The following is a 23,173-nucleotide window of genomic DNA, read 5'->3' on the forward strand; positions in this document are numbered from 1 at the left end:
GCCAGCACCCGAGAAGGGAACTGGCGATGGACTTCAAGGACGACGTCAACCTCGACGCCTCCCAGGTGGAGAACCGAGGCGGAGGCGGCGGCTTCCCCGGCGGCGGGCTGGCGGTGGGCGGCGGGATCACCGGCATCATCGCGCTCATCGTCGCCGCGATATTCGGCGTCACCAACCTCACCGGCGGCGGCGAGCCCGCCGGACCCGACGCCGGCTCCGACCTCGGCAGCGAGTGCCGTACCGGCGCGGATGCCGACCAGAGCGAGCGGTGCAGGGTCGTCGGCATCGTCAACAGCGTGCAGAACTACTGGGGCGAACGCGTCGACGGCTACGCCAAGGCCAAGACCGTGCTGTTCACCGGCGGCGTGCAGACCGGCTGCGGCTCGGCCGACTCCTCGGTCGGCCCCTTCTACTGCCCGCCCGACCAGCAGGTCTACCTCGACCTCGCCTTCTTCGACACCCTCGCCCGCGAGTTCGGCGCCAAGAACGGCCCGCTCCCGCAGGCGTACGTGATCGGCCACGAGTACGGCCACCACGTGCAGAACCTCACCGGCGTGATGGAGCGCGTACGCGAGGGCACCGGCGCCGAGAGCGACGCCGTAAAGCTGGAGCTACAGGCCGACTGCTACGCGGGCGCCTGGGCCAAGAAGGCGGTCGAGACCGGCTACTTCGCCAAGCCGTTCACCGATGCCGAGATCAAGGACGCCATCGACGCCGCCGCGGCCGTCGGCGACGACAACATCCAGCAGCGTTCGCAGGGCCGCGTCAATCCCGACGCGTTCACGCACGGCACTTCCGAGCAGCGCGTCACGTGGTTCAAGACCGGCTACGAAACCGGCGAGCCCGGACCGTGCGACCCCTTCAAAAAGGGCGTCTGAGCTGGTCAGGAGCGGCGGAGAACGCAAGAATGCGAATTCTCTCCTAAAATCAATGGGTGATCTTTAAGTTGGTCGGCGACGGACGCCCTTATCCCGAACACGGTCTGTCCCACAAAGACTGGGCACAGATCCCGCCGAGGCAGGTCCGGCTCGACACGCTGGTCACCACCAAAGCGATGCTCGACTTGCACTCCCTGCTCGCCGCCGACTCCACGTTCTACGGCGACCTTTTCCCGCACGTCGTGCAGTGGCGCGGCGAGTTCTACCTGGAGGACGGCCTGCACCGAGCCCTCAGAGCCGCACTGCACCAACGCTCAGTCCTGCACGCCCGTGTCCTCGACCTGCCCACATCCTGACCCACGCCCTCGAACACACGACCTCGAACACACGAAGGGCCCTCGATCCGTTCGCTGGATCGAGGGCCCTTCGTCGTGGCGGTGGTGGTGGGATTTGAACCCACGGAAGCTTGCACTTCACACGCTTTCGAGGCGTGCGCCCTCGGCCACTAGGCGACACCACCGTCGAGCAGCTTACCGGATTCTTCGGGCAGCGAAGAACTCCTTGAGTACGGCGGCGCATTCGTCGGCCAGGACGCCCATGATCACCTCGGGTCTGTGGTTGAGCCGCCGATCCCTGACGACGTCCCAGAGCGACCCCACGGCCCCGCCCTTCTCGTCGACCGCGCCGTAGACCACACGCTCCACCCGCGAAAGCACGGCGGCGCCCGCGCACATCGTGCACGGCTCCAGGGTGACCACGAGCGTGCAGCCGCTCAGCCGCCAGGTGCCGAGCGCGCGGGCGGCGGCGCGCAGGGCGAGTACCTCGGCATGCGCGGTGGGATCGGCCCCGGCCTCACGGTCGTTGCCCGCGGCGGCGATCGGACGCATGGCGGCGTCGAGCACGACGGCGCCGACCGGCACCTCGCCCCGCTCACCGGCGGCGACCGCCTGCTCGAGCGCGAGACGCATCGCCCGCTCCTCACCAACGGCAGGCGCGGGGTTCACGGAGGACGACACCCCGTCGACGCTATCTCAGCCGGTCCAGCTCGTCGGCGAAGCCGAGGCGTTCGGCCAGGACCGAGAGCACGTCGGCGGGCAGCACGCCCTCCTCCATGCTGAGCTCCACCAGCTCGGCCGCGCTCACCCCGAGGTCGGCCAGCAGCTCGAAGTCACCGGCCGGACGCACGCCGATGTCGGTGCTCTCCTTGTCCGGCGCCACCCCGGCCAGCTCGGCGAACAACTCGCTGAGCGTGTCGAGCGAGCCGGTCTGGGTGTCGGAAAGGAACGCACGAGGCTCGGCGTCGCCCTGGTAGCGGACGATCGCGAACCATTCGTCCTCGGCCTCGACACACAGCAGGGCCAGCTCGTCCCCGTCGAGCCCCAGACTCTCCTGTACGGCGTCGGCGAAGTCGTCGACGATCTCGGCCGCGCTCAGGTCCACCTCCTCCCCGCTCCAGCCGTCGGGCAGCCGGACGAACCCGGCGGAGAAGAGGGCGCTGGCAGGCATCAGCGGGCTCCCGAGGGTCAGCCGAAGACCGAGTCGATGGCACGCTCGAACGGCTCGGAGAAGCCGAGCCGCGCGGCGATGCTGGACAGCACGTCCTCGGGATGGAGATCGATGTCCCCGGACAGGATGCCCAGCTCCATCTCGTCCAATCCGAGATCCACGAAGATCGATAGATCGCCCGCGGGCAGAACGGTCTCCTCGTCCTGGAGGATCTCATCCAGCTCGTCCTCGTCGGGCACGGGAACGTCCAGGTAGTCCAGCACCTGCTGGGCCAACGGGAAGTCCCAGGAGGCCGCGATGTCGGAGAGGAACACGCTCACCCGCTCGCCCAGGACGCGCAGCGCCACGAAGAACTCGTCGCCGACGGCGATCAGCCCGATCGAGCCGTTGACGCTCGGCTGCTGCCTCAGCGCGTGAACCAGGCCGTGCAGATCCGATGTGAGGGCGACCGGGAGCATCTCCGCTTCCCAGCCTTCATCCTCCCTATAGACCACGATGGCGAAGTCAAGCGCGTCTTCGTCGTTCATCGTCCACCCCACCGACGCGGCCTATGCGGTCTCCAATGCTTTCAGACCTGACCGCGCACTGCGGCCCGGTCCGACCAAATTGTGATCAAATCCGGGCGCGGAACGTGTTGGTACCTCCACTACAAGCTAGCCTTGTCCGTTATGGAAACCCTGGTTGTCGATCACCCGCTGGTCGCGCACAAGCTGACCGCGCTGCGGGATGTTCGCACCGACTCGCCGACGTTTCGCCGCCTCGCCGACGAGCTGGTGACGCTGCTGGCCTACGAGGCCACTCGCGACGTCCGGGTCACTCCTGTCACGGTCGAGACGCCGGTCGCGCCCGCGCACGGTGTTCAGCTCGCCAGGCCCAGGCCCCTCGTGGTGCCGATCCTCAGGGCCGGGCTCGGCATGCTCGACGGTATGACCAGGCTCCTGCCCACGGCCGAGGTCGGTTTCCTCGGGATGATCCGCAACGAGTCGACGCTGCAGGCCGAGACGTACGCGACCCGGCTGCCCGACGACCTGTCGGGACGGCAGTGCTACGTCGTCGACCCGATGCTCGCCACCGGCGGCACGCTGGCCGCGGCCGTCCAGTTCCTCTTCGACAGGGGCGCGGAGGACGTGACCGCGCTGTGCCTGCTGGCCGCGCCCGAGGGCCTGGCCCACATGGACGAGGTGTTCGCGGGATCCGGCAGGCCGATCAGACTCGTCACCGCGGCGCTCGACGAGCGGCTGAACGAGCACGGCTACATCGTCCCCGGCCTCGGCGACGCGGGCGACCGGCTCTACGGCGTCGTCTAGGACCTCGTCCACCCCTGTGTCGCTGCCCTGGACTTCGCGTCTTTCCGGCGCGTCGGTGTAAATCGCTGGCTGACGCGCTCTTTCCCTCCCCTAGGCCCAGCCGTTCGTTACATACTGTGTTGGCATGGGTACGAAGAGTAATGAAGGCATCTCTTCCGCGTCCCATTTCCGGGGGCGAACGTATGGGAGCACCATGAGTGAGCGAAGCAGTGGACCCGAGGCCGAGCCGACACCCTACGCGGATGTCGAAGCGGCCCTGCGCGACGAGTTCGCGGAGGTCCACACGCCGGCGACGGTGACTCGCTGTGTCGAGGCGGCGCACTACGGTGCGCTCGAGGTGACGGGCTATGCCCATCCCGGTCTCGTCGAGCGGATCGCGCGCAAGCATCTTCACGTGCTCGCTCTCGTCGCGAGCGAACGCGGATAGCTCAAGATCAGAAAAACCACGGGAGTGTTCCCTTTACCCGGGCATTCGGGTGGGTAATGTATCCGGTGGGTGTAGTGGGTACGTGGGTAGTGGAGGCGACAGTGCAGGTCAAGAAGGTCCTCACATACACGGGTATCGCGTTCGTCGCGTATTACCTGTTCGCACGACCAGCTGACGCAGCTGATGCGGTCCGAGGAGCGTTGGACAGTGTGTTCAACGCGGCCGACTCGCTGGCTCAGTTCTTCAACAGCCTCGCATGAGACTTGTGACGCATGGGGACTCTGCCCCGTCGTCCGTCAACCGCTACCTACTCCCCCACGAACACCAGGTCATCATGGTGCGGCGACACCCAGCCGTGCTGCTCCGTCCGGTCGCCGAGGTCTTCGGCGGCCTGATCATCGCTGGACTGCTCAGCAAGTTCTTCGGCGACAAGGACGCCGGATCCGCCCTCGTCGTCGTGTGGTGGCTCTGGCTCCTGTTGCTGATCCGTTTCGTGTGGAAGGTCGCGGAGTGGTCGGTCGACTACTTCGTGGTCACCTCCAAGCGCATGCTCCTGACCACGGGCCTCATCACCCGTAAGGTCGCGATGATGCCGCTGCAGAAGGTCACGGACATGAGCTTCCAGCGCTCGCTGCTCGGTCGCATGATGGGCTACGGAGAGTTCATCCTGGAGTCGGCCGGTCAGGATCAGGCCCTGTCGACGGTGCCGTACATCCCGTATCCGGAGACCCTCTACCTCGAGGTCTGCCAGATGCTGTTTCCCAGTAAGGATGATGGGGATGATTAGCCCCTATTCCTGGCGTGGGGATACCCGATTCGGCCGCTTCATGCAATCATGGCGAGACGTTGACCGTACTTCGCCTTGAGAGATGAGATGCCCAGTCAGGGAACCATCGGTGACCGCGTACGCGGATTGCGGCTGAACAGGCGGATGTCGCAGGCCCAGTTGGCCGGCCCCGACCTGTCCGACAGTTACGTCTCGCTCATCGAGTCCGGTAAGCGCACCCCGACTCCCGTTGTGGCGCGCTTGCTGGCCGAGCGTCTTGGCTGCACTACCGAGTTCCTGCTTCATGGCATCGAACCCAGGCAGCGCATTGACACTGAGCTTGGACTCCGTCACGCCGAGCTGGAGCTGCAGCACGGCGACCCCATGGCAGCCGCCGAACGCTTCACCGAGATCGTCAAGGCGGCCGGTGAAGAGAACGCCATGCTCGCCGCACACGCCAGGCTTGGCAGAGCCCGCGCGTTGGAGGCACAGGGACGCATCGGCCCGGCCGTCGAAGCCTTCGAGAGACTGCGCAGGGAGGCCGCCGCCCATCCCGAGCGGCTCGCCGACCTGCCACTGACCGTCGCGCTCAGCCGCTGCTACCAGCGCGCCGGAGACAGGTTGCGCGCCCGCGACCTCGGCGCACACGCCCTTGAGCAGGTCGAACGCCTCGGCGTCAACCAGGGCGAGATCGCGGTCGACCTGGCCGCCGCCCTGGTCGAGACGCAGGGCGCCGGAGACAAGGGCTCGCGCGAGCTCGCCTACGTGCACCGGGTGCTGTCGGCGGGCGACGTCGCCGACGCGGCGGACCGTTCCGCCGAGATCCACGCCCTGTGGCAGGCGAGCATCGTGGCCGCGGCGGGCGAGGACTCGGCGCTGGCCGTACGTCTGGCCGACGACGCGATCGCCGCCGGCAGGGCCACGAGGGTCGCGTTGCGCACCGCGCGCATCGCGCTCGACTGGGCCAGGCTCGACCTTGAGGGGTCCGAGGCGCTGGCGACGATGGCGCACCGCGTCTTCTCCGGGTTCCCCGGTGCGGTCAAGGAGCGCGTCGAGAGTCTCGTCGGTCTCGGCAAGGTCCGGCTCAGGGCAGGAGAGCCGGTCAAGGCGGGAGCGCTGGCGAGGGAAGCAGTCGACCTTGTGCGTGATTTGTCGGGAACGGTCCCGGCCGCCGCGCATCTCTTGACTGCGGAGGTCGCCCTGGCTACTGGCGGCGATGCGATTGCATCGCTCCAAGCGGCCAAGGCCCAGCTCAGCGCCCTGAACACCCCGCTTTACGGCTCCGACAGGCAGGCAGCAAGGACCTGGCGCGAGCTCGGCGACCTCTATGGCCGTGCGGGGATAGTCGAGGAGCAGACCGCCGCGTATCGTAAGGCCCTTGAAGCCGCCGGAGTCCGCTCCGCGATGGCCGGTGTGACGGTCGACGCCGCTCTCGTACGTTGACCAGTGGATTTGTCTTTCCGGGGCGGGAATAATTAGGGTCTACCAGTCATTGACTCATAGGATGATTGGGTTCCCCGGAGGAGGCGGACTGTGAGTCTGCGTACGGCGCAGCGAGCTTCGCTCGTCGACCAGGTGATCGATCAGCTCAAGGAGCAGATCACCTCAGGTTCGTGGCAGATGCACGGCAAGATCCCCACCGAGACGGTGCTCGCCGAGCAGCTCGGCGTGGGGCGCAACACGGTCCGCGAGGCCGTGCGCGCCCTCACGCACGCCGGGCTGCTGGAGTGCCGCCAGGGCGACGGCACCTACGTGCGGGCCACCAGCGAGCTCTCAGGCGCCATGCTGCGGCGCCTGCGCCAGGCCGAGCAGCTGGAGATCCTCGAAGTACGGCGGGCCCTGGAGGTCGAGTCGGCCAGGCTCGCCGCCGCCAGGCGCACCGACGACGACATCCGCCGCATCGAGACCGCTCTCGCCGAGCGCGACCGGGCCTGGGAGCTCCAGGACTCCGACGCCTTCGTCGAGGCCGACCTCAACTTCCACATGACGGTGGTGCACGCGACGCACAACCTGGTCCTCATCGACCTGTACGAAGACTTCTCCGCGGCGCTGCGGGCCAGCATCACGGCCGCGGGGACGTCGTTCAACAGCAGCTACATCCCGCACGACGCCATCGCCAGGGCCATCGCAGCCGGTGACGCGGCCGCGGCCGAGCGGGCCGGACACGCCTGCATGGAGCACATCCTGATCGCGCTGACCGACCAGGAGTAGCGCAGGCCAAGGACACGAGAAAAGGGCTCCCGCCCAGGCGGGGGCCCTTTTCTCGTCTCAGGAAGCGGTCAGGACAGGCGCAGCGACATGACCAGGTAGCGGAAGGCGGCAGGCTCGTCGCCGGGCGGCTCGGTGATGAGGGCGGCCCTGGTGGGCGACTCCATGTTGATACGGACGATCTCGCCCTCGACCCCGGTCAGGCCGTCGAGCAGGAACTGCGACTGGAAGGCGATCTGGATGTCGTCGCCGTGCAGCTCGCAGTCGAGCACCTCGGCGCCCCTGCCGATGTCGCCGCCTCCGGCCTGGATGAGCACCTGCCCCCGCGTGAACGTCAGCCGGATGGCCGTGTTGCGCTCGGCCACCAGCGCGACGCGCTTGATCGCGTCGACGAAGGGCGCGGCCCGCAGATCGGCGTGGATCGACCAGTCGGCGGTCAGCCGGGCCCGGTAGTCGATGAACTGCTCGTCGAGCAGGCGGACGGTCGTGCTGCGGCCGACGCTCTCGAACCCGGCCACACCGTCGCCCAGCGCGATCGAGACCTCGCCGCCGCGCAGCGACTTGGCCACCTCGACCAGCACACGGGCGGGCACCATCGCCGATGTCGCCACGTCGGGCGAGATCGGACGCCAGGCGAAGTCGCGCGCGGCGATGCGGTAGCGGTCGGTCGCGGCCATGGCCACCGTGTCACCGGCGAGATCCACCCTGATGCCGGTCAGCATCGGCAGCGTGTCGTCACGGCTCGCGGCGGGCGCGACCTGCCCGACGGCCGAGGCGAACACACCGCCGCCGACCGCGCCGACCCTGGCCGGCATGACCGGCAGCGTCGGGAAGTCCTCGACCGGCATGGTGACCAGTCCGAACTCGGCGCTGCCGCACGTGAGCACGGCCTCGGAGCCGCTGGTCATGATGTCGACCGGCTCGGCGGGCAGGCTCCTGCTGATCTCGGCCAGCAGCCTGCCGGGAATGAGCACCTTGCCCGGCTCCGACACCTCGGCCTCGATCCGCGCCCGCGCGGAGACGTCGTAGTCGAAGGCCGAGAGGCTGAGCTCGTCGTCGGCCTCCAGCAGCAGGCCCGACAGGACCGGAGCGGCCGGGCGGGCAGGCAGGACACGGGCCGCCCACGCCACCGCTTCGGCAAGAACATCGCGGTTCACCCGGAACTTCACCTGATCCGCCCCTTCTGTGCATCGTTCGCTCCTCTGACCGTAGCCTGCGCCACTGACAGAAGCGCAGGCAGGCCGAGCAGCGGAGCGCGATCAGCGGTTGGCGGCGTTGAGATAGGCGAGTACGGCCAGCACCCGGCGGTTGTCGTCGTCGGAGGGCGCGAGGTCGAGTTTGCCGAAGATGCTCGCCGTGTGTTTGGCCACGGCGCTCTCGCTCAGGAACAGCCGCTGGGCGATCGCCGCGTTGGAGCGCCCTTCGGCCATGGCTTCGAGCACCTCGCGCTCACGCGGGGTCAACCGGCCGAGCGGCTCGTGGCGCGCGTTGCTGGCCAGGAGTTTGGCGATCACCTCGGGGTCCATCATCGTGCCGCCGCCCGCGACCCTGCGCACCGCGTCGATGAACTGCTCGGCGTTGAACACCCTGTCCTTCAGCAGGTAGCCGATCGCCCCCGAGCCGTCGGCCAGCAGTTCGCGCGCGTAGAGCTGCTCGACGTGCTGGGAGAGCACGAGGATCGGCAGGCCGGGCACCGCGCGCCTGGCGGCCAGCGCGGCCTGCAGCCCCTCGTCGGTGAAGGTGGGCGGAAGGCGCACATCGACGACCGAGACGTCGGGACGCAGCTCGACCAGGGCCTTGAGCAGCTCGGGACCGCTCTCGACGGCGGCCACGACGGTGAAGCCGTGTGCCTGGAGCAGGTGGACGAGGCCGTCTCTGAGCAGGTAGAGGTCTTCGGCGATGACGACGCGATTCAGCATTTCCCGAACCATAGCCGCCGCGAGACGTCCGCCTCCACCTGCAGTCGTTTGGTATGGGTAGCGGGCAGCATGATGGCCAGCGTGTACATCAGCGTGCCGAGGACGACCATGAAGATGATGGCGGGCCACTGCCACGGGTCGGGCAGGTAGAGGGCGAGGAACCACGCCTTCTCCTCCGAGCCGAGGATCTTGAAGATGCCCGCGACCACGCCCTGCGGGAAGGTCGGGCACCATGCCGTGCAGTACAGGAAGAGCACGAGCGCGGTCTTCCAGCGCGGCATCTCGGGCAGCGTGTTGCCCCAGGGCTTGGGCAGCACGCGGGGCACGTGCATGACGACCGTGGTGGGCCCGCCGGGCGGGCTCTGCAGGGCCAGGACGCCGTCGAAGGCGGCCAGGCGTCGTTCGATGCCGAGCAGGCCGCTGCCCTTGGCCGGGTCGGCGCCGCCCTGCCCGTCGTCGCTCACGACCACGCGCAGGTCGCCGCCCACCTGGCTGATGTCCACGATGGCCGCGTCCGCCTTGCCGTGCCGTACGGCGTTGGAGAGCAGCTCGCTGACGGCGAAGTAGATGGCGGCCTCGACCGGCGACTCGGGGCGGTGCGGGAGGTCGACGTCGACGGTGACGTGCAGGGGGCTGTCCATGGCCAGGGCGCGTACGGCGTCGGCCAGGCCGCGTTCGGCCAGGACGGGCGGGTGGATGCCGCGTACGACCCTGCGCAGTTCGGCCAAAGCCTCGCCGGAGGCCTCCCTGGCCTTCGCCAGCAGGGCCTTGGCGGCGTCGGGGGTGGTGTCGACGAGTTGCTCGACCGCGCCCAGCATCATGCCGAGCGCGACCAGCCTGGCCTGGGCGCCGTCGTGCAGGTCGCGCTCGATCCTGCGCATCTCGGCGGCCTGGGAGTCGACGGTGATGCTGCGGACCTCGGTGAGGTGCTGGACGCGTCCGGCCAGCATGTTGGCCTCGGTCGGCGCCAGCAGCAGCTCGGCCCACAGTCCGTAGACACGCAGCACGCGCCCGGGGAAGAGCACCAGCGGGATCGCCAGCACCAGCTTGACCGCCGGGTCGAGCACGAGCCACAGGTGGTCGCGCCAGGTGGCGGGGTCGCCGACCAGCCACTTCCAGCGCGCGTTCCACGCCGGGATCCTGGGCGTCTTGTAGAGCGTGCGGTCGGATCGGTACCAGCCGTCGGACTGCGGGCGCGGGGGCGGCGGCTTGGGCCGGTAGGGCGTGGGGATGTCGACCCCGGTCCACGCTCCGGCCAGCGCCCTGGTGCGTTCGGCCACCCTGCGCACGAGCATCATCTGCGGCGGCACCAGGAAGACCATGCCCAGACCGAACGACAGCAGCAGCATGACGAAGCTCACGACGATGACGGGGATCTGCACCACCAGCAGCGCGAGCAGCGCGAGACTGTGTCCGGTCTTTCGAAACATGCCCCAAGTCTGCTTGACCGGACCGAGAACCGGCAGTGGTGCTAGGTACACCTTCCCGCTCCTCCCACCTCCACCTCTGTACGGCACGCAGCCGCATTACGCCGCAGGCCCGGAATTTCTACCGTTTTAGCCATGAAGGTCATCGAGGTCAGCAACCTCCACAAGCGCTACCGCGACCATGTGGCGGTGGACGACGTGTCGTTCGCCGTCGACGAGGGTGAGATCTTCGGCGTGCTCGGCCCCAACGGCGCCGGGAAGACCACCACGGTCGAGTGCGTCGTCGGCCTGCGCACCCCTGACAGAGGCACGGTCCGTGTGGCCGGGCACGACCCCCAGCAGGACAAGGACGCGGTGCGCCGGTTGCTCGGCGTGCAGCTGCAGAGCGCGGCGCTGCCGGAGAAGATGAAGGTGTGGGAGGCGCTAGACCTCTACGCGTCGTTCTATCCCGACCCGGCCGACTGGCGTGAGCTGCTGGAGCGCGTCGGTCTCGGCGCCAAGCGCGACACCGCGTTCGGCAAGCTGTCGGGCGGTCAGCGCCAGCGCCTCTCGGTGGCGCTCGCCCTGATCGGCAGGCCGAGGATCGCGGTGCTCGACGAGCTCACCACCGGACTCGACCCGCAGGCCAGGCGCGACACCTGGGAGCTGGTGGAGAGCGTGCGCGACTCCGGCGTCACGATCGTGCTGGTCACCCACTTCATGGAGGAGGCCGAGCGCCTCTGCGACCGGATCGCGCTCATCGACTCGGGCCGCGTGGTGGCCACCGACACGCCCGCCGGGCTGATCGCCCAGGTCAACGGCGAGCAGCGGCTGAGGTTCAGGCCTTCGGCGCCGCTCGACGACGCGCTGCTGCTCGCGCTGCCCGGCGTGACGGGCGTGAGCCGTACCGGGGGGCAGGTGGTCGTGACCGGCACGGGCAACCTGCCGCATGTCGTCACCCTCGCCCTCGCGGGCAACGCCATCGTGCCCACCGACCTGCGTATCGAGCAGGCCTCACTCGACGACGCCTTCCTCGCCCTGACCGGGCGCAGCCTTTCGGAGGAGACCTCATGATCAAGCTGTTGGCAGTGGAGATCAAGCTGCACCTGCGCGACTGGCCGGGGCTGCTGTTCACGATCGGCCTGCCGGTGGGGCTGCTGCTGATCCTCGGCAGTATCCCGGACTTCTCCAAGCCCGATCCGGCCCTGGGCGGGCAGAGCATCAACGACACGCAGATGCCGGCGATGATGACGCTGCTGGCCCTGCTCACGCTGTCGCTCAGCGTGCTGCCCGCGGTGCTGACCGGCTACCGGGAGCAGGGCGTGCTGCGGCGGATGTCGACCACGCCGGTCGCGCCCGTCAAGCTGCTCGGCGCGCAGTTGCTGGTGAACGCGGCCGTGGGCGCCGTCTCGGTGATCGTCTTGATGACGGCCGGGTACTTCGTGCTCGGCACGTCCTTCCCCAAGCAGTTCGCGGGGTTCGTCGCGGTGCTGGTGCTCGGCATGGCCGCGCTGCTCAGCATCGGCCTGGTGATCGCGGCCGTGTCCAAGAGCAGCAAGATCGCACCGGCGATCGGCTCGGTCGTGATGTTCCCGCTGATGTTCGTGGCCGGGATGTGGGTGCCGAAGGAGTTCATGCCGGACCTGCTGGCCAGGATCAGCGACTTCTCCGTCGCCGGTCCCTTCGCCCAGGCGCTGCGCGACACGTGGGCCGGGCAGCCTCCGCAGCTGCTGCACCTGGCGGTCATGGCGGCGGGCGTGCTGGTGTTCGGCGGGCTCGCGGTGAAGTTGTTCCGCTGGGAGTAGGGCATGCCGCCCGGGTCCCTCTCGCCGCCCGGCCGCCGCACTTCGCGGTGGCGGGCGGCGAGCGGCGTTCAGGCCCCCGTGACGTTCAGCATCAGGGAGTACAGGCTGGAGGAGGCGGTCACGAACAGGCGGTTGCGCTTGGGGCCGCCGAAGGTGAGGTTGGCGACCTCCTCGGGCAGCAGGAGTTTGCCGATCAGCGTGCCGTCGGGGTCGAAGCAGTGCACGCCGTCCCCGGCCGCGGCCCAGATCCGGCCGGTGTCGTCGAGCCTGATGCCGTCGAGGTTGCCGCAGGCGTTGGTCGCGAAGACCTCGCCGCCCGCCAGGCCGCCGTTCTCGCGTACGTCGAAGAGCCTGATGTGGTTGCGTCTGGTGTCCACGACGTAGAGGCGCGAGCCGTCCAGGGAGAAGGCCAGGCCGTTGGGCCGGACGAAGTCGTCGGCGACGACGGTGACCTCGCCGCTCGCCGGGTCGATGCGGTAGACGTGGCAGCCGTCGATCTCGGCATCGGCCTTGTGGCCCTCGTAGTCGCTGAGGATGCCGTAGGGCGGGTCGGTGAACCAGAGGGAGCCGTCGAAGCGTTCGACGACGTCGTTGGGGCTGTTGAGGCGCCTGCCGTTCCAGTGCGAGGCGAGCACGGTGAGGGAGCCGTCGTGCTCGGTCCTGGTGACGCGGCGACCGCCCTGCTCACAGGAGATCAGCCTGCCCTGGGCGTCGCGGGTGCCGCCGTTGGCGTAGCCGGTGGGCTGGCGGAAGACCGCGACCGTGCCCGTGGGCTCGTCCCAGCGCAGCATCCTGTCGTTGGGGATGTCGTTCCACACGAGGTAGCGGCCCGCGGGGAAGTAGACGGGGCCCTCGGCCCAGCGGGTGCCTGTGTACAGCCGTTCGACCCGGTTGTCGCCTCCGACGGCCTTGAAGCGCTCGTCGAGGACCTCGAACTCGGTGGCGATGGTGTCGGTCATACGTCCAGCAAAGACGACCGGATGCTGTTTGGTCAAATCCAGAAATTGCAGGATATGGTTTACATATGGACGACATCGACAGGACGCTGATCAGCCTGGTGCAGCAGGACGCCACCCGGTCCTACGCGAGCCTCGGCCAGGCGGTCGGGCTGTCGGGGGGCGCGGCGCACGAGCGGGTGCGCAAGCTGCGTGAGCGCGGTGTCATCCGGCGTACCACCGTCGAGGTCGACCCCGTCGCCGTCGGGCGTGGCGTGCTGGCCTACGTCATGGTCGACGGAGGCGCCTGGATGGGCGACACCTCGGCCGCGCTGGAGGCGGTGCCGGAGATCGAGGAGGCGCATGTGATCGCCGGACCGGCGTCGGTGCTGGTCAAGGTGCGCACGGCCGACACCAAGGCGCTGCAGGACGTGCTGCGCAGACTGTTCCAGGTCGAGGGCGTCACCGGGACCCAGACGATCGTCGTGCTGGAGACGTTCTTCGAACGCCCGACGTCGCCCCTCTAAAGTGAGCAGATGCTGATATTTGCCCATGTGAGTGATATCCATCTCGGTGGCTCCGACGACAGCGTCGAACGGGCCGACCGGCTGCTGCGGCACCTGGAGAGCCTGCCCGGTCCCCTCGACGCGATCGTGGTCACCGGCGACCTCGCCGACCACGGCACGCTGGAGGAGTCGCAGCTGGCGGCCACGTTGTTGAAGTCCCCCATCCCCTTGATCACCTGCCCGGGCAACCATGACGTACGGGCGGCTTTCGTCCAGGGCGTCGGCCCGGTCAACCAGGTGCTCCGACTGGAGCGGGCCACGATCGCATTGGCGGATTCCAGCGTGCCGGGCGCCCATCACGGTCATCTCGGCGACGAGAGCCTGGCCTGGCTCGACGAGGTGCTCGCCGAACGGCCGGACGTGCCCGCCTTCGTGGGCATGCACCACCCGCCGGTCGCCCTGGGCATCCCGTACGTCGACGAGATCCGCCTGGAGAACGCCGAGCGGCTCGCCGGGCTGGTCGAGCGGCATCCGCACATCGTGGCGCTGCTGGCCGGGCACGCGCACACGGGGGCGGCGAGCACGTTCGCCGGAAGGCCGCTGATCGTGGCGCCCGGCTGCGTGTCCACCGCGCTGACCACGGCCGAGACCACGGACGCCGTCCCGCTCGACCACACCCTGCCTCCGGCGTACGCGCTGCACCTCTTCGATGGGGTCCGGCTGATTACCCATTTCCGGCCGATCGCCCGCTAGCTCGAACAACGGTTCCGTGAAAGGCATCAAAAGAGGGTGAAAAGCATTAGGTGACCGCCGGTCGCCCGGTGTCCGAAGCCGCGGATGCACAGGGGCCGTCCGCGTCCCGACGGGAGCAGTTCTTGCGCGCACGCGTTCTTCGATGGCACCTCGCGGCCGGCCTCGTGGCCGCCACCTTCCTCATCGTCACCGACAGGCCGCCGGACGCGGCCAGGCCCTCGCTCGCCTCGGGCAAGGGCGTGGCCGTCTGCGACTCCACCCAGTTCGCCGCCGTACGGCCAGCCGAGATCATCGCGGGCCGGGTGAACTTCGTCGGCCTGCCGCCCGTCGACCTCGGCCGTGACATCGACTGGACCGCCGATCCGCATCGCAACCGCTCATGGGCGCTCAACCTGCACGCCCTGCGCTGGATGGGCCGCATGGTCGTCGACCACGAACGCACCGGCCGCGCCGACTACCTGGCCAGGGCCACCGAGATCGCCCGCGACTGGGTGAAGGACAACCCGCGCGGCGGCAAGGACGTCAGCCCGTGGGCCTGGGCCGAGCACCCCATCGCCCTGCGCGCGCCCGCCCTGGTGTGCCTCAGCAAGTACGTCAAGGCGGACTGGCTGGCCGAGAGCCTCGGCGAGCACGCCGAACTGCTGGCCAGGCCCGGCCTGTACAAGAAGGGCCACAACCACGGCCTCGACCAGGACATCGCCCTGCTCGGCATCGCCTGCAGGCTGGACGAGGGCCGCTGGAGACGGCTGGCGCTCAACCGGATGACCTCCTCGGCCGCCTACGCCATCGACGACCAGGGCGTGCTGAGGGAACAGGCGCCCCGCTACGGCATCTACGTCCACAGGCGGCTCGGCGTCGCACTGAACGCCATCAAGGACTGCCGCATCACCCCGCCCGCCGCCCTCACCGGCAGGCGGCGGCTGCTCGAGGACTACATCGCCCATGCCATCCAGCCCGACGGCCGTATCGTGGCGATCGGCGACAGCCCGGCCGACATGCGGCCGATCGGCTTCGGCCGTCAGGCCGGGGCCACGGTCAAGGTGTTCGACGGCGGCTACGTCTTCGGCCGCAGCGCCTGGCAGCCCGGCGCCTCGTACTACTCCATCAGGTTCGGCCCCGGCAGGAGGGCGCACGGCCACGAGGACCACCTGGGTGTCACCTACCAGGCGCAAGGCCGCGATCTGCTGGTCGAGGCCGGGTTCCACTCGTATGAGAAGACCGCGTACCAGCGCTGGACGGTCACGCCGCAGGCGCACAACGTGCCCGTGGTGGTGGGAGCGGCCTTCCGTGAGGAGAGCCCGAGCCGGCTGATCCGTTCCTCGCTCGGCTCGACCCGCCAGAGCTACCGGCTGACCGACCGGGCCTACGGCGTCGCCCGTACCCGGTCGGTGCTCGTCGACCAGGAGCGGGACCTGCTGGCCGTGGTGGACGAGGTGCCGGGCCCGGCCAAGGTGCAGCCGATCTGGCACCTCGCACCGGGCCTGCGCGCCGCACCCGCCGCCGCGGGCCGCGTCGTGCTCTCCTCCGGCGCCTTCCGCGCCGCCCTCGTCCAGGTGGAGCTGCCCTCCTGCCGCCCCCTCACCGGCCAGCGGGTACGGCGGGGCCAGGTCTCGCCCGGCTTCCTCAAGCGCGTCGAGGCGCCCGTCGTCACCGCCGATCCCGCGCGGTCGGTGCTGACCGTCGTCGTGCCCGGCGTCGCCGATCCGCGTCTGACGTGCGAAGGGACGAAGGTCGTCGCGCACACGCCGAAGGGGACGGTGACCTTCGACACGGCCAAGGGCTGACCAGCCGGACGAACGGACATCAGAGGCGGATGTCTGGACATGGCCCGGCGCGGCGCCCGGCGACAGGCTTGAGGCATGACTTCAGAAGCGACTCACGACGACCGCCCGATCCTCGTCATCGGCGGCACGGGCAAGACCGGCAAGCGCGTGGTGACGCGGCTGCGCGAGCGAGGCCTCCCGGTGCGGGTGGCCTCGCGCTCGGGCGACACGCCGTTCGACTGGTACGACAGCGGCACCTGGGCCGCCGCGCTCGACGGGGTGCGTGCCGCCTACGTCGTCCAGCTCGACGAGACGCCCTCCCCCACGCAGGCCCTGGTCGACCAGGCCGTGGCCGCGGGCGTCGAGCGGCTGGTGCTGCTCTCGGCCAGGGGCGTGGACGTGCCCGGCTGGTTCGGCGAGTCGATGGAGGGCGACGCGCCGCACGTCCAGGGCGAGAACGCCGTACGCGCCTCCGGTGTCGAGTGGACGATCCTGCGGCCCGGCTGGTTCGCGCAGAACTTCGACGAGGGCATGTTCCTGCTGCCGGTCCTCCAGGGTGAGGTCGCCCTGCCGACCGGCGACGGCGCATCGGCCTTCGTCGACGCCGACGACATCGCGGACGTCGCCGTCGCGGCGCTCACCGAGGACGGGCACGCCGGGCAGGTGTACGAGCTGTCCGGTCCTCGCGCGCTCACGATCGAGGACGCACTCGGCGAGATCGCCAAGGCCGGAGGGGCCAAGGCGGTCTACGTGCCGATCGAGGAGGCCGACTTCCTGGCCACCCTGACCGAGGGCGGCGTGCCCGCCGACGAGGCGGCGGTGTGGGCCGCCGCGCTGACGCCGATCAGGAGCAACGCGGAGGCGGCCGTGGCCGACGGCGTCCAGCGGGCGCTCGGGCGCGCCCCTCGTGACTTCGCCGACTACGCGAAGGCGGCCGTCGCCCAGGGCGCCTGGCAGAGCTGACCGCCCGCGGGCGGTGCTATCCCGCCGGGACCTCGCGCTCGTGCCCCGATTCGGCCGCGGCGTCCCGGCGGTAGGCGGTCGGGCTCACGCCCTGCACCCGTTTGAAGGCCGCGCTGAAGCCGAACGCGTCGGCGTATCCCACCCTGCGGGCCACCGCCGCCACCGTCATCTCCGACTGGCCGAGCAGGTCGGCGGCCAGCGTCATACGCCATTCGGCCAGGTAGGCGGCCGGCCCCTCGCCGACCAGGTCGGTGAACCTCTTGGCCAGCGTCGTGCGCGAGACGCCGACCCTCGCGGCCAGCTCCGTCGTCGTCCACGGATGGGCGGGATCGGCATGCAGGGCGCGCAGGGCCGGGCCCGCCACCTCGTCGCCCAGCGCCTGGTACCAGCGGGGCCGCTCGGCCTCCGACCGGTCGAACCAGTCGCGCAGCGTGCACACCAGCAGCCAGTCGAGCAGCCGGTCGAGCACGATCTGCCGTCCGGGCCTGCCGCCCGCGATCTGGGTCTCCAGGTAGTCGCGCAACGGACCGCAGTCCTGCTCGTCCGGCACGACCAGCACGGGCGGCAGCAGCCGCAGCAGGCGTCTCGGCGCGAGCGCCCGCACGTCGTAGGCGGCGGCCATGAGCACCGTCGGCCCGTGCAGCTCCTCGTCCGAAGGCGGACCGCCGTCCTCGACCACGCCGAACCGCACCTCGCGCACCGGCGCTCCCCCGGTGGCCGGGTCGTCGGTGAAGACGAACGGCGCCGGGCCGCGCACGATGGCCGCCTCGCCCAGCCGTACCTGCCTGGGCCTGCCGCCTTCGGGCACCAGCCAGCCGCCGCCGCGCAGGGGCACGCACAACGTCAGGTAGGCCTCGTCGGTGAAACGCAACGACCACGGCGGCCACAACACCGAGCGCCCGAAGAGCGCGCCCCTGCCTCTGACACCGCGCAGCAGTTCGTCGAACACGTCCATGACGCCCACCCTAGGCGGGCCGGACGTCGTGCACGGCGGTCCGGACGATCGCCTATGCGTCGCGGACACGCGCCCATGTCCCGGCCTCCGGCCCCCGTGGTCGACTCGGGACATGACCACGAACATCCTTGTGCTCGGCGCCACCGGCAAGTCCGGAAGGCGGCTCACCCCACGGCTGCGCGCGGCCGGGGCGACGGTGAAGGCGGCCTCCAGGAGCGGCGGGACGCGCTTCGACTGGACCCTGCCCGCCACCTGGGGACCGGCCCTGGCGGGAGCCGACGCCGTCTACCTCATCGCACCGTACGAGCCGTCCGGCGTGCGGGACTTCGTCACCGAGGCGGTCGCGGCCGGGGTACGGCGTTTCGTCATGCTGTCGGGGCGCGGCGTCGACCGGGTCGGGGACGGCTTCGGCGCCGGGATGCTGGCGGGCGAGGCCGCCGTACGGGAGTCCGGCGTGGAGTGGACCGTGCTCAGGCCCGGCAACTTCTTCCAGAACTTCGACGAGGACCTCTGGCACGCGCCGCTGGTGGCCGGGCGGCTCGGGCTGCCGATCGGTCCGACGCCCGAGGCGTTCGTCGACGTGGAGGACGTCGCCGAGGTCGCCGCCGCCGTGCTCACCGGCTCCGGGCACACCGGGCGGACCTACGAGCTGTCCGGGCCGCAGAGCCTGACGTTCGCGGACGCGGTGCACGCGATCGGCGAGGCCGCCGGGCGGACGATCGTGTACGAGGAGCTGACGCCCGAGGCGTACCTGGAGGAGCTGCTGGCCGAGGGGTACACGCGTGAGCAGGCCGAAGGGCTCGGCGCGATGTTCGCCATGCACAGGACCGGCCACACCAGCGACCCGGTCGACGGAGTACGGCAGGTGCTCGGCCGGGCGCCTTCGGCCTTCGGTCCCTGGGCCAGGCGCGTCGCCGCCCAGGGGGTCTGGGGCTGATCGGCCCGCGCATGACCGGTCTCAGGGGCGTGTCAGTGCCGTGACAGCGATGGGCGCGAATGTTGGCGACATCAGCCCGACGCCCTGACATCCGGTCAGCACCCTGAGGAGAACGAACGCCATGCTCGCCTTCGCCGCCACCCTGCAGTTGCTCATCGCCCTCGCCTTCCTGAGCATCCCGGCCGTGCGCCACCGCTACGGCGGCGGGGCCAAGGCGGCGGCCGAGGCCGAGCTCGCCCGCCAGGGCGTGCCCGCGAGCGTGCTGGCCGACAATCGGATCAGCTTCGACGCGAGCGGGCACGAGACCGTGGTGCCCGCGACCGTCGCACTCGTCATGACGGTCCTGGCCGTGCTCAACCTGTCGGGCAGCGCGTGGGGCACGACGCTGTCGTGGGTCTTCCAGCCGCTGGTGCTGGCCGGGAACGTCCTCATCCTGCACAGCCAGCTCACCGCCGCCACGTCGGTGCGCAAGGCGTTCGAGCGCAAGGGCGACCCGATGCTGGCGCGCATCGACGTCCGCGCCTTCCTGACCGCCGCCGAGCGCGCCTTCCCCACCTGGGTGATGCCCGTCCTGCAGAACGCCAGGCACGCGGTCGTCATGGGCGGCTCCCTCCTCGTCATCGCCGCCCTGATCCTCGCCTGAGGCGCCTGCTCAATGTTGGGCCATGTCGACGAAGCGGCTGTAGTGGCCCTGGAAGGCGACGGTCACGGTGGCGGTGGGGCCGTTACGGTGCTTGGCGACGATCAGGTCGGCCTCGCCCGCCCTGGGCGACTCCCGCTCGTAGGCGTCCTCGCGGTGCAGCAGGATGACCATGTCGGCGTCCTGCTCGATGCTGTTGTGCACGCTGACGCCTTCGGCCACGAAGTTGTGCGTGCCGAGCACGGTGGCGTCGTAGACGGGCTGCTCGCCCAGGTACTCGACCGAGGCGACCTCGTCCCAGAACACGTCGTTGGTCGCGAGCAGCTCCAGGCCGGAGTCGTCGAGCACGGCGGCCACCCGGCCGATCGCAGGGGCCCCGGCCATGGCGAGCCGGCGCTCCGGGGTATCGGTGAACACGCCCTTGAGGCGGTCGTGGAGCACCTCGGGAGTGCCGCCCGCTGCTCCGGGAAGCGCACGCAGGTGCCCGGCGCAGACGACGGCCTGGACGGCGTGGAGCTGGGGGACGCCGACGTCGTCGAGGAAGCGGAGCTGGTCGGCCGTGCCTTCGACGAGGAGCTCGTGCTCCCCGCCCGGCGTCCGCTCGATCCTGGTCATCACATTGAAGCGCAGCAGCAGCCTGGCCACGTCGTCGACGAGCCTCCTGCCGGAGGAGACGCACGAGACACGGGCCTCGCGGGCGCCCTCGTCCCAGCGCAGACCGCCGTGCGCGGCCCACACCCGGCGCAGGAAGGACGCGACCTGCCGCTTGGGCGCCGCGAACACCGGCACGGGCACGCCGGAGCCCGGCGCGAACTCCTCGTGCTCGGTGAGGTCGTGCTCGGTGAGGTCGTGCCCGGTGAAGCCGTGCGCGGTGAGATCGTGCTCGGCGAGCGCCAGCGGCGGCGGCACGTGGCGAGGGACGGCGACCTTGGTGCCCGGCGGCAGATCGCCGACCGGCCGCCAGCCGTCGTAGGTGAGGAACGGGTGGTTGGCCGTCGCCTCGACCTGACGGCCCGAGCGCAGCGTCACCCTGTGGACGCCCTTGACGCCGCTGGGGAAGACGTGGGTCATCGTACGGGGAACCAGCCTGAGCCGGTCGTCGAGCGACCAGACGGGGATGTCCCTGGCGCCGGAGGCCAGCAGCTCGCCCAGGGTGACCTCGGCGCCGGTGTCGGCGCGCATGATGCGGGTGCCCGCCGTCAGGCAGCCGGACTCACGCAGGTCGCTGACCGCGGGACGCTTGTCGGTGCGCTGCTCGGGACCACGGTTCAGCTGGGAGATCGCGATGACCGGGACCTCCAGCTCCTTGGCCAGCAGCTTGATCGCACGGGAGATCTCGGAGACCTCGTTCTGCCGGCTCTCGGTCTTCTTCGGCGAGCTCATCAGCTGCAGATAGTCGATGACCACGAACCGCAGGTCGTTGCGCTGCTTGAGCCGACGGCACTTGGCCCTGATCTCCATCATCGACATGTTCGGCGAGTCGTCGATGAACAGCGGGGCCTCGGCGACCTCGCTCATCCGCCTGGCCAGCCTGGTCCAGTCGTCGTCGCTCATCAGGCCCGATCGCATCGTGTGCAGGGCGACCCTGGCCTCGGCCGAGAGCAGACGCATGGTGATCTCGTTGCGCGACATCTCCAGGGAGAAGACGACGGTCGTCATCTGGTGCTTGATCGCGGCCGAACGGGCGAAGTCGAGGCCGAGCGTGCTGTTGTGGGTGGGTACGCAGGACCGGCTCGCCAGGTACAGGTGGTCGGCGTTGTCGACCTCGACGCATCGCACGGGCCGCGAGGCCACCGGCCGCACACCGACGATGCGACGCGCCCTGGCCGGGGTGAGCTCGACGACTCCGGGCCCGCCGAGCCTCGCGCCGTGCCCGAGTCCGAGCGCGAGCTCACGAAGGTCGCCCGCGAGCCCGTCATCGCCGCCGACCGTGACGACGACCGTCCCGTCGTCCCGCACCCCGGCGGCGGCCGTGTCCAGCACACCGCCGAGCAGGGCCCCGCGCTGCGCCTTGGAGGCCCGCAGGAAGGCCTGAGGGATACGCCCACCGGCCTCGGCCAGGCGCCGCCCCCATGCCCTGGGGTCACCCGGCAGGTCGTCGCGCTCGGGCAGCTCGAAGGCCGAGGCGAGGACGACACTGTGCGCGGGCGCCCCGTCGGGCAGCAGCAACGTGTCCGCGATGTCCACCGTGGTCAGCACCCGGCCGCCGGACGAGACGCCGTCGCCGGACGAGACACCGTCGCCGGACGAGACGCCGTCGCACGCGACGGCTCCGGTCGCCGCCGGGACCGGACCACGCGCACCCGCCACCGTGCGGACGAGCCACTGGTGCTGCGCGTCGACCTCGGAGCACGGGTGAACGAACCGCCGGTGCTGCGCGTCGCCCCCGGAGCCCGAGTGCACCAGCCACTGGTGCTGCGCGTCGGCCGTGATGGTCGTGCCGTCGTCGAACTCGACCTCGTAGCACGGCCGGTCGTGCATGACCTCGGTCGCGGCGAGCACGGTGGTGGGGCGGCCGTCGGCGCCGAGCAGCAGGTCGCCAGGCCCGACCTCGCCCATCGTGGTCCAGCCGTACGGCGTGGGCAGGGCGGTGTCGAGGGTGAGGGCCTTGCCGATGGCCGGGCGGGCGGCGACGACGATCATCTGGCCGGGGTGCAGGCCGTTGGTGAGGGCGTCGAGGTCCTGGAAGCCGGTGGGCACGCCGACCATCTGGCCGCCCCTGCTGCCGATGGCCTCCAGCTCGTCGAGCGCGCCGGGCATGATGTCGGCCAGCGGCGCGTAGTCCTCGGACGTGCGGCGCTCGGTGACCTTGTAGATCTCGGCCTGTGCCCTGTCGACGAGGTCGTCGACCTCTTCGCTCTGCCCGCCGTAGCCGAAGCCGACGATCCTGGTGCCGGCCTCGATGAGGCGGCGCAGGATGGCCTGCTCCCTGACGATCTTGGCGTAGTAACCGGCGTTGGCCGCGGTGGGGACGACGGCGGTCAGCGTGTGCAGGTAGGCGCCGCCGCCAACGCGTGCCGCCTCGCCCCGCTTCTGCAGCTCGTCGAAGACCGTGACGGCGTCGGCGGGCTCGCCCCTGCCGTAGAGATCGGTGATGATCTCGAAGACGATCTGATGGGCGGGCCGGTAGAAGTCGTCGGAGCGAATGAGCTCCACGACGTCGGCGATGGCGTCCTTGGACAGCAGCATGCCGCCCAGCACCGACTGCTCCGCCTCGATGTTGTTGGGCGGTGTGCGCTCGAACCCCGGGCCCGCGCCCGACTCGTCATCCATGCTCACGCCGCACCTCTCACCTAGCAGGCGGTCGCATACCCCCGTTTGTAGTCGACCGGGCTGACAGTTTCCCCGGTATCCCGCCCGAACGGCAACGCGGCCTGAGGACAAGGCTGTGGACAAGCTGTGCAGGAACCCCCCGAACATGTGGGGAGCCTGGGGACGAAGCTGTGGACAACTCCTGTGCACAACTTACGATCATGGCTTGACCTGCGGAAACTTCATC

At 70.1% G+C, this 23,173-nt stretch carries 24 protein-coding genes and 1 tRNA gene; 15 read left to right on the forward strand and 10 right to left on the reverse strand.

Features of this window, described 5'->3' with window-relative positions; translation table 11 throughout:
* Positions 1-26 precede the first annotated feature (26 nt).
* Both ypfJ and ACTWNK_RS42215 read left to right on the forward strand, forming a co-directional pair.
* Positions 27-878 (forward strand): KPN_02809 family neutral zinc metallopeptidase, encoded by an 852-nt coding sequence (ypfJ, locus tag ACTWNK_RS42210; RefSeq protein WP_474310718.1) that lies wholly within the window; start codon positions 27-29, stop codon positions 876-878.
* 56 nt (positions 879-934) lie between these two features.
* Entirely contained in the window at positions 935-1,234 is a 300-nt protein-coding gene (locus ACTWNK_RS42215; protein WP_474310720.1) for a type II toxin-antitoxin system VapB family antitoxin, read from the forward strand.
* Positions 1,235-1,310: 76 nt separating this feature from the next.
* On the opposite strand, the gene ACTWNK_RS42220 is transcribed toward ACTWNK_RS42215, so the two are convergent.
* The 4 genes from ACTWNK_RS42220 to ACTWNK_RS42235 all read right to left on the reverse strand — a co-directional run bounded on the left by ACTWNK_RS42220 (position 1,311) and on the right by ACTWNK_RS42235 (position 2,911).
* A tRNA-Ser gene (locus ACTWNK_RS42220) sits at positions 1,311-1,398 on the reverse strand.
* 10 nt (positions 1,399-1,408) lie between these two features.
* On the reverse strand, positions 1,409-1,882 hold the full coding sequence (tadA, locus tag ACTWNK_RS42225) for a tRNA adenosine(34) deaminase TadA (protein ID WP_474311143.1): 474 nt from the start codon (positions 1,880-1,882) through the stop codon (positions 1,409-1,411).
* 22 nt (positions 1,883-1,904) lie between these two features.
* Complete coding sequence (locus ACTWNK_RS42230) at positions 1,905-2,384, reverse strand: tRNA adenosine deaminase-associated protein (RefSeq protein ID WP_474310722.1); 480 nt, start codon at positions 2,382-2,384, stop codon at positions 1,905-1,907.
* 17 nt (positions 2,385-2,401) lie between these two features.
* Positions 2,402-2,911, reverse strand: a complete 510-nt coding sequence (locus tag ACTWNK_RS42235; RefSeq protein WP_474310724.1) for a tRNA adenosine deaminase-associated protein — start codon at positions 2,909-2,911, stop codon at positions 2,402-2,404.
* A gap of 141 nt (positions 2,912-3,052) precedes the next feature.
* Between ACTWNK_RS42235 and upp the strand changes: the two genes are divergently transcribed.
* From upp to ACTWNK_RS42260, 5 genes are all read left to right on the forward strand, one after another.
* Positions 3,053-3,691: a uracil phosphoribosyltransferase gene (upp, locus tag ACTWNK_RS42240; protein WP_474310725.1), complete on the forward strand. Its 639-nt coding sequence runs from the start codon at positions 3,053-3,055 to the stop codon at positions 3,689-3,691.
* 193 nt (positions 3,692-3,884) lie between these two features.
* Positions 3,885-4,118, forward strand: a complete 234-nt coding sequence (locus ACTWNK_RS42245) for a hypothetical protein (RefSeq protein WP_474310726.1) — start codon at positions 3,885-3,887, stop codon at positions 4,116-4,118.
* A gap of 256 nt (positions 4,119-4,374) precedes the next feature.
* Positions 4,375-4,905: a PH domain-containing protein gene (locus ACTWNK_RS42250; protein ID WP_474310727.1), complete on the forward strand. Its 531-nt coding sequence runs from the start codon at positions 4,375-4,377 to the stop codon at positions 4,903-4,905.
* Positions 4,906-4,992: 87 nt separating this feature from the next.
* On the forward strand, positions 4,993-6,327 hold the full coding sequence (locus tag ACTWNK_RS42255; protein WP_474310729.1) for a helix-turn-helix domain-containing protein: 1,335 nt from the start codon (positions 4,993-4,995) through the stop codon (positions 6,325-6,327).
* Positions 6,328-6,417: 90 nt separating this feature from the next.
* Entirely contained in the window at positions 6,418-7,095 is a 678-nt protein-coding gene (locus tag ACTWNK_RS42260; protein ID WP_474310731.1) for a FadR/GntR family transcriptional regulator, read from the forward strand.
* A gap of 68 nt (positions 7,096-7,163) precedes the next feature.
* Here ACTWNK_RS42260 and dnaN read toward each other — a convergent pair whose 3' ends face one another.
* The 3 genes from dnaN to ACTWNK_RS42275 form a co-directional block, all read right to left on the reverse strand.
* A complete protein-coding gene (dnaN, locus tag ACTWNK_RS42265) occupies positions 7,164-8,261 on the reverse strand; it encodes a DNA polymerase III subunit beta (RefSeq protein ID WP_474310732.1) in 1,098 nt (365 codons plus the stop codon).
* 90 nt (positions 8,262-8,351) lie between these two features.
* Positions 8,352-9,011: a response regulator gene (locus ACTWNK_RS42270; RefSeq protein ID WP_474310733.1), complete on the reverse strand. Its 660-nt coding sequence runs from the start codon at positions 9,009-9,011 to the stop codon at positions 8,352-8,354.
* Positions 9,005-10,441 carry a sensor histidine kinase gene (locus ACTWNK_RS42275; protein WP_474310734.1) on the reverse strand — a complete coding sequence of 479 codons (1,437 nt, stop codon included), beginning with the start codon at positions 10,439-10,441 and terminating at the stop codon, positions 9,005-9,007. The genes ACTWNK_RS42270 and ACTWNK_RS42275 overlap by 7 nt, the downstream gene beginning before the upstream one ends.
* A gap of 132 nt (positions 10,442-10,573) precedes the next feature.
* Between ACTWNK_RS42275 and ACTWNK_RS42280 the strand changes: the two genes are divergently transcribed.
* Both ACTWNK_RS42280 and ACTWNK_RS42285 read left to right on the forward strand, forming a co-directional pair.
* Positions 10,574-11,491 (forward strand): ABC transporter ATP-binding protein, encoded by a 918-nt coding sequence (locus ACTWNK_RS42280; RefSeq protein WP_474310736.1) that lies wholly within the window; start codon positions 10,574-10,576, stop codon positions 11,489-11,491.
* On the forward strand, positions 11,488-12,222 hold the full coding sequence (locus tag ACTWNK_RS42285) for an ABC transporter permease (RefSeq protein WP_474310737.1): 735 nt from the start codon (positions 11,488-11,490) through the stop codon (positions 12,220-12,222). Before ACTWNK_RS42280 ends, ACTWNK_RS42285 begins: the two co-directional genes overlap by 4 nt.
* A gap of 68 nt (positions 12,223-12,290) precedes the next feature.
* Here ACTWNK_RS42285 and ACTWNK_RS42290 read toward each other — a convergent pair whose 3' ends face one another.
* Positions 12,291-13,181, reverse strand: a complete 891-nt coding sequence (locus ACTWNK_RS42290) for an SMP-30/gluconolactonase/LRE family protein (RefSeq protein ID WP_474310739.1) — start codon at positions 13,179-13,181, stop codon at positions 12,291-12,293.
* 65 nt (positions 13,182-13,246) lie between these two features.
* Between ACTWNK_RS42290 and ACTWNK_RS42295 the strand changes: the two genes are divergently transcribed.
* The 4 genes from ACTWNK_RS42295 to ACTWNK_RS42310 all read left to right on the forward strand — a co-directional run bounded on the left by ACTWNK_RS42295 (position 13,247) and on the right by ACTWNK_RS42310 (position 17,142).
* On the forward strand, positions 13,247-13,684 hold the full coding sequence (locus tag ACTWNK_RS42295; protein ID WP_474310740.1) for an Lrp/AsnC family transcriptional regulator: 438 nt from the start codon (positions 13,247-13,249) through the stop codon (positions 13,682-13,684).
* Positions 13,685-13,711: 27 nt separating this feature from the next.
* Complete coding sequence (locus ACTWNK_RS42300; RefSeq protein ID WP_474310741.1) at positions 13,712-14,416, forward strand: metallophosphoesterase; 705 nt, start codon at positions 13,712-13,714, stop codon at positions 14,414-14,416.
* A gap of 122 nt (positions 14,417-14,538) precedes the next feature.
* Positions 14,539-16,200, forward strand: coding sequence for a heparinase II/III domain-containing protein (locus tag ACTWNK_RS42305; protein ID WP_474310742.1), 1,662 nt, complete (start codon positions 14,539-14,541; stop codon positions 16,198-16,200).
* A 75-nt stretch (positions 16,201-16,275) separates the two neighbouring features.
* Positions 16,276-17,142 (forward strand): NAD(P)H-binding protein, encoded by an 867-nt coding sequence (locus tag ACTWNK_RS42310; protein WP_474310744.1) that lies wholly within the window; start codon positions 16,276-16,278, stop codon positions 17,140-17,142.
* Between the two features lie 16 nt (positions 17,143-17,158).
* Here ACTWNK_RS42310 and ACTWNK_RS42315 read toward each other — a convergent pair whose 3' ends face one another.
* On the reverse strand, positions 17,159-18,097 hold the full coding sequence (locus ACTWNK_RS42315) for an AraC family transcriptional regulator (protein WP_474310745.1): 939 nt from the start codon (positions 18,095-18,097) through the stop codon (positions 17,159-17,161).
* 112 nt (positions 18,098-18,209) lie between these two features.
* Between ACTWNK_RS42315 and ACTWNK_RS42320 the strand changes: the two genes are divergently transcribed.
* Both ACTWNK_RS42320 and ACTWNK_RS42325 read left to right on the forward strand, forming a co-directional pair.
* Positions 18,210-19,034 carry an NAD(P)H-binding protein gene (locus ACTWNK_RS42320; RefSeq protein WP_474310747.1) on the forward strand — a complete coding sequence of 275 codons (825 nt, stop codon included), beginning with the start codon at positions 18,210-18,212 and terminating at the stop codon, positions 19,032-19,034.
* A gap of 121 nt (positions 19,035-19,155) precedes the next feature.
* A complete protein-coding gene (locus ACTWNK_RS42325; protein ID WP_474310749.1) occupies positions 19,156-19,677 on the forward strand; it encodes a hypothetical protein in 522 nt (173 codons plus the stop codon).
* 9 nt (positions 19,678-19,686) lie between these two features.
* Here ACTWNK_RS42325 and dnaB read toward each other — a convergent pair whose 3' ends face one another.
* Entirely contained in the window at positions 19,687-22,947 is a 3,261-nt protein-coding gene (dnaB, locus tag ACTWNK_RS42330; RefSeq protein WP_474311145.1) for a replicative DNA helicase, read from the reverse strand.
* Positions 22,948-23,173: the final 226 nt, after the last annotated feature.

This window comes from Nonomuraea sp. IBHARD001 (genome assembly GCF_056106265.1).